The 6024-nt window shown below is 55.9% G+C and carries 5 protein-coding genes; all 5 read left to right on the top strand.

All coding sequences use genetic code 11. From position 1 onward, the window contains the following. Positions 1-499 precede the first annotated feature (499 nt). The 5 genes from WH50_RS15325 (at position 500) to hemN (ending at position 5879) form a co-directional block, all read left to right on the top strand. Positions 500-1018, top strand: a complete 519-nt coding sequence (locus WH50_RS15325; protein ID WP_110188089.1) for a FixH family protein — start codon at positions 500-502, stop codon at positions 1016-1018. A 2-nt stretch (positions 1019-1020) separates the two neighbouring features. Then, positions 1021-3474: a heavy metal translocating P-type ATPase gene (locus tag WH50_RS15320; protein WP_110188088.1), complete on the top strand. Its 2454-nt coding sequence runs from the start codon at positions 1021-1023 to the stop codon at positions 3472-3474. A 5-nt stretch (positions 3475-3479) separates the two neighbouring features. Next, positions 3480-3719: a cbb3-type cytochrome oxidase assembly protein CcoS gene (ccoS, locus tag WH50_RS15315; RefSeq protein ID WP_110188087.1), complete on the top strand. Its 240-nt coding sequence runs from the start codon at positions 3480-3482 to the stop codon at positions 3717-3719. Further along, positions 3716-4405, top strand: coding sequence for a sulfite exporter TauE/SafE family protein (locus WH50_RS15310; RefSeq protein WP_110188086.1), 690 nt, complete (start codon positions 3716-3718; stop codon positions 4403-4405). The genes ccoS and WH50_RS15310 overlap by 4 nt, the downstream gene beginning before the upstream one ends. 67 nt (positions 4406-4472) lie before the next feature. After that, on the top strand, positions 4473-5879 hold the full coding sequence (gene hemN, locus WH50_RS15305) for an oxygen-independent coproporphyrinogen III oxidase (protein WP_110188085.1): 1407 nt from the start codon (positions 4473-4475) through the stop codon (positions 5877-5879). The last annotated feature ends 145 nt before the right edge of the window (positions 5880-6024 follow it).

The raw sequence follows: 6024 nt of genomic DNA, 5'->3' as shown, positions 1-6024 counted from the left end.
CCGTTTTATCGGGCCGGTGCAATAACCTAACAGGCTGTTGAAAAACGTTATCGAGGCAGCAGAGACAAGGAAATACCCCGAGGGCACAAGAAACAGGCGAAAAAGCGGAGTTTAGTGGACTAAATGAGCATTTGACTCGCTTTGCTCGCCCCTTCGGGGCCGTGCTAAAGCACGTTCAGCCTTCGGCTGTGAGCCTGTTTTTGACGCGGTATTCGGCAACGCAGATAGATTTTCAACGACCTGCTAAGGTGGGTAGCCAGAACGAATCCAGACGCTGGCGACGCACTTGAATTTTTACTCGCCTCCAGCCGCAGGTCAGTTTCTGAGAACGTGCTGACGATCTCACGAGCGGGAGCCAAGCAAGGTGAAAAGTGCTGAGGAAGCGGAGTTTGGCTGTCCTGAATGAGTATTCCGCAGGGCTTTTCAACGCAGTGTGGCCGACGCACAGCAGATCGTGAACATGTTCTGATATGCGCCGGCCTGACAACAGGAGTGGATCATGCCTAGTGTAGAAGGCGCTAAACCCTGGTATCGACAACCCTGGCTGTGGTTTGTCCTGACGCCAGTGATGGCCTCAATGGTAGTGGGCTCGAGCTTTGCCATTATCTCTGCCTATACCTTTGATGGTGTGGTCAAGGATGAGTACCGCATTGCAGCCAAGGACACACTGGCTGTCACCGCCAAAACCGACAAAGCGCAGTCACTAGGGCTGCACGCCACCGTCAAACTGGATGACATGACCGGAGAAATCGTTGCTGACCTGCAATCGACCCAGATTAGCTTCGACTACCCACAGACCTTGCTGCTGGATATTGTGCATCCGACCGACCAGCATGGTGATCTGGTGCAGCCTCTGCGGCAGGTGGCGGGTGGCCATTATATTGGCCAGCTGGGGCATACCCTGCTGGGCAAGCGCTATCTGGTTCTGCATCCGCAGGATGACAGCTGGCGTGTGCAGGCCGAACTGCATCCACCCTATACCGAACCCGTCACACTCACCCCTCAGCGTTTCAACTGACGATGCCCCATAGCTGCTTTCATTGCGGTCAACCGCTGCCTGCTGATACCACCTGGTTCGTGACGGTTGGGGGCGAGCCCAAACCCATGTGCTGCCCCGGTTGTCAGGCCGTCTGCCAGACCATCATGGATGCAGGCCTGGGTGACTACTACCAGCACCGGCAGCAGGGTAATCTGCCAGCTGATCTGGCGCCGCAGTCGCTGACCAGCGAGCTGAGTGATGAGCTGCAGCTGTTTGACCAGCAGGCGCTGCAACAGGATTTTGTCGAAGATACCGGGCAAGGACACAAACGAGCCGTATTTATTGTCGAAGGAATTACCTGTGCTGCCTGCATCTGGTTGCTGGAACACAGCCTCAGAAAGATACCCGGTGTAAAGCAGGCAACGGTGAACCTCACCACGCATCGCGCCACCCTCGAATGGCATCCTGATCAGGTGCTGATAAGCCACCTGCTCGGCACTTTCTACCGACTTGGCTACAAAGCGTACCCCTATCAACCCGATGCCGAGGAAGCGCGCAATATCAAGGAAAGCCGCAGTGCGCTATTCCGCCTTGGTGTCGCCGGTATCGGCATGATGCAGGTGATGATGTACGCAGTTGCCCTTTACGCTGGCGCACTGCAGGGCATGGAAACCAAACAGGCGCAATATCTGCGGCTGATCAGCCTTATTATCACCACCCCTATCGTCTTCTATTCCGCGCAACCCTTCTTTATCGCTGCCTGGCGTGATCTGCGCAGCCGTCACCTGACCATGGACCTGCCCGTCTCCCTGGCTATCGGCATTGCTTATCTGGCCAGCCTGTGGTCAACCTTTGCAGGAGGGGGTGCGGTCTACTTTGACTCCATCACCATGTTCACCTTCCTGTTATTGCTCGGCCGCTTTGTGGAAATGCGCGCCCGCCACCGCATGGGTAAAAGCGGCAACCAGTTAAGTTCCATTCTGCCCACCAGCGCAGTGCGCCTGAACAGTGAAGGTGAACAACGTGTGGCGGCAAGAGACTTACTGGCGGGTGATCGTATTCTGGTCAAACCCGGCCAGCTGATACCCGCTGACGGCATGGTCGAGTCGGGCCATAGTACCGTTGACGAGGCCATCATTACCGGCGAATCGGTGGCTATCGTCAAAGCGCCCGGCTCTCAGGTGCTGGGCGGTGCGATGAATGTCACCAGCCCGCTGACCATCAGGGTGCAGAAGGTTGCGCAATCCACACGCGCCTCTGCCATTGCCTTTCTGCTTGAGCGCGCCTTTGCGGACAAACCCCGTACCGCGATTATTGCCGACCGGGTAGCAAGCCGGTTTGTACTGGCCGTGCTGATCGTATCAGCGCTGGTGGCCATTGTATGGAGCGTGATTGATCCGGCAGATGCCTTCTGGGTCACGCTGTCAGTGCTGGTGATCACCTGTCCCTGTGCACTGTCTCTGGCCACTCCCACCGCGCTGACTGCAGCAACTACGGCATTGCGTCAGCGTGGTTTTCTGATTACACGAGGACATGTGCTGGAAAGTCTGGCCAGCATCACGCACGTGGTATTCGACAAAACCGGCACGCTCACGGAAGGCAAGCTTGTGCTGCACACCACCCAGCCTCTGACTACCATGAGCGCCGCAGACTGTCGCGTGATCGTTGCCGCACTGGAACAGGGGTCAGAGCATCCTATCGCCCATGCGTTCAAACCCTATCAGGAAAAAGCAGCAGACAATCTGCAGAATCATGTCGCTCAGGGCGTCGAAGGCAGTATTGCCGGTACCGTCTACCGCTTTGGCAAAGCGGACTTTGCTGCCGAAAAGCTAGCCACAACGCCTGCCTCCCCGTCGGAACACGGCCAGTGGTTATTGCTCTGTGATGAGTATCAGCCGCTGGCGTGGTTTCAGCTGACCGACGCTTTGCGCCCTGAAGCTCATGAGGTGGTCAGCCAGTTATTACAGCGAGGTATTCATGTCAGCCTGCTGAGCGGTGACCAGCCTGCCCCCGTTGCGGCCGTTGCGGCACAGCTGAATATTTCAAACTGGTTTGCCGGTGTTTCACCTGAGCAGAAGCTGGAAAAAATCACAGCGCTGCAGGCTGCGGGCGAACAGGTATTAATGGTCGGTGACGGCATCAATGATGTGCTGGTTCTGGCCCAAGCTCAGACATCGGTCGCCATGAACCAGGCAACCGATCTGGCCAAAACCAGTGCCGACAGCATGCTACTGAGAGCCGACCTGCGCCTGCTGCTACAGGCCATGGAGGTTGCACAACAGACCCGCCGCATCATCTGGCAAAATATCGGCTGGGCCATTGGTTACAACCTGCTGGCATTACCTCTGGCAGCATCAGGAATGATCCCGCCCTATCTTGCTGCTGTCGGCATGGCCAGCAGCTCGCTGATAGTGGTGTGCAATGCCATGCGCCTCGGTCGGGACAAAAGGCTCACTACACCAAACTCCCCCTCCCTTTCCACCCAGCCTGCGTGAGTGCCATGGACATAATGTATCTGTTGATTCCTATCGCGCTGCTGTTCATCGGGCTGGCCATGTATTTCTTTTTCTGGTCCGTCAAGAACGGTCAATATGACGATCTTGACAGCCCGGCACACCGCATTCTGTTTGATGAAGACAAAGACATGATTCCTCCTGCCCCCTACAGAGGCGAGCATGAAGAGCAGGCGCAAGCAGAAGTCTCTGGCGCCAAGCATGACGATTCACGGCAGCAACCATGATCAGTCTGGACCTGAGCGCGGCTTTTCTTATCGGCCTGATGGGGGGCATGCATTGCTTTGGTATGTGCGGGGGCATCATGACCGCGGTAGCAATACAAGCACCCACTGCTCAACGCCTACCCCTGACCACTGCCTACAATCTGGGGCGTATCAGCAGCTATATGCTGGCCGGTGCTGCCAGCGGGGCACTGGGTGCCACACTGGATTTACACCAGTTTCCGATATTGCGCCTGCTGGCCGCTGTGATGCTGATTCTGATGGGCCTGTATCTGGCTGGCTGGTCAACATGGCTTAGCCATGTCGAACAGGCTGGCCGCGGTCTCTGGCGCTGTATCAGCCCCCTGGGGAAACGCTTGCTACCCGTCAGGAACGTCCGGCAGGCGCTGGCTCTCGGCATGATCTGGGGCTGGCTGCCCTGCGGGCTGGTGTACAGCACCCTGACCTGGAGTCTGGCCAGTCACTCCTGGCTGGATGGCGCCCTGATCATGGGTCTGTTCGGGCTGGGGACGCTGCCGGTGATGCTCGCCACCGGCTGGTTCTCCCATAGTTTGAAAGGACTGGTGCAACAGCAGTGGTTACGCCGTCTCGGGGGGATGCTGATACTGCTGTGGGGCTGCTATAACCTGAGCCTCACCCTGCCCTCCATGATTCCTGCACTTCCTTTACATCTTTCTGTCAGCCATTGATCTGGATCATGCTGAGGTGTAACTGAGCTATCTATACTTTGCCGTGGAGCTAAACAGGAGCCAAACTGTGAGCCACGTCAATCTTTCTCCCTTACCCGACCTGCATCCTGTCTGGGTGCCGGAACTGATCAGCCGCTATGACAGCGCTGGTCCCCGCTACACCTCATACCCGACCGCGGTGGACTTTCGTACTCTGGAGGGCAACGACATCCTGCAGCATGCTGCGGCCAGTATTCGCGCCGAGGCACCGCTATCGCTGTATTTCCACATCCCCTTTTGTGAACACGTCTGCTATTACTGCGCCTGCAACAAGGTCATTACACGTCAGCACCAGCGTGTCAGGCCCTATCTGGACAAGCTCTATCAGGAAATAGCCTTCTATGCTGAACGTTTTGCTGGAGGGCGTGTTGTTGAGCAACTGCATTTTGGTGGTGGCACTCCCACCTTCCTGAGTGACACGGAGTTGCAGGAAGTGATGGCAGTCATCCGGCGCCATTTCACTCTGCGTGATGATGACCTGGCCGATTACTCCATCGAGATCGACCCCCGCACTGTGACTGGCGAAACCCTGAAGGTATTGCGTGATCTGGGCTTCAATCGCCTGAGTTTCGGTATTCAGGACACCAATCCCGCCGTTCAGACTGCGGTTAATCGCGTACAGCCTATCGAGCAGGTGGCCGAGCTGCTGCAACAGGCCCGTCAACTGGGATTCCGCTCGATCAATTTCGATCTGATCTACGGTCTGCCATTACAGACCCCTGACAGCTTTGCCGAAACCCTGGAAACCGTTATTGCCCTTTCGCCTGATCGACTCTCTGTATTCAACTATGCTCATCTTCCTGATCGCTTCCGCCCGCAGCGGCATATACGCACTGAAGACCTGCCAACACCACAGATGAAACTGAGCATTCTGCAGCACTGTATAGAACGCCTGGATCAGGCAGGCTATCAGTACATCGGGATGGATCACTTCGCCAAGCCGGACGACGAACTGGCGATGGCACAACGTGAAGGTAAGCTGCATCGCAACTTTCAGGGCTATACCACTCGTGGAGACTGTGAGCTGCTGGCCATGGGTGCATCTTCCATTTCCCAGGTGGGTGATACCTACTTCCAGAATATGCACGATGTGGGGCAATGGTCTGACGCTCTGGACAATCAGGGCAATGCGATTTGTAAAGGTATTCAGCTAAGTTACGACGACCGTGTACGCCGCGCGTTGATTACTCAACTGATCTGTCACTTCCAGTTGGATACCGCAACCTTCGGTGCAACCTGGCAGATCAACTTCGATGAGTACTTTGCAAAAGAGCTCAATGCGCTCAGTGGACATATAAACGATGGTCTGATATCCATAAGCGCTGGCTCTCTGACAATATTGCCACCAGGACGACTGCTTATCCGGTCGATCTGTATGCTGTTTGACAGCTACAGGCAAGCACAGATTGAACAGCGTTTTTCTCGGATCATCTAAGAACGCGTTCACGACCTGCTGCGCGTCGGCCACACAGCGTTGAAAAGACCTTCGGATGCTCATTTAGGACAACTAAACTCCGCTTCCTCAGCTCTTTTCACCTTGTTTGGTCTTAGCTCGCAAGATCGTGAACATGTTCTGATAA

This window comes from Pokkaliibacter plantistimulans (assembly GCF_003194385.1).
GTDB classification, from domain to species: Bacteria; Pseudomonadota; Gammaproteobacteria; order Pseudomonadales; family Balneatricaceae; genus Pokkaliibacter; species Pokkaliibacter plantistimulans.
Note: the sequence above shows the minus strand (reverse complement) of the source record. Positions and strands in the feature narration are given on the sequence as shown.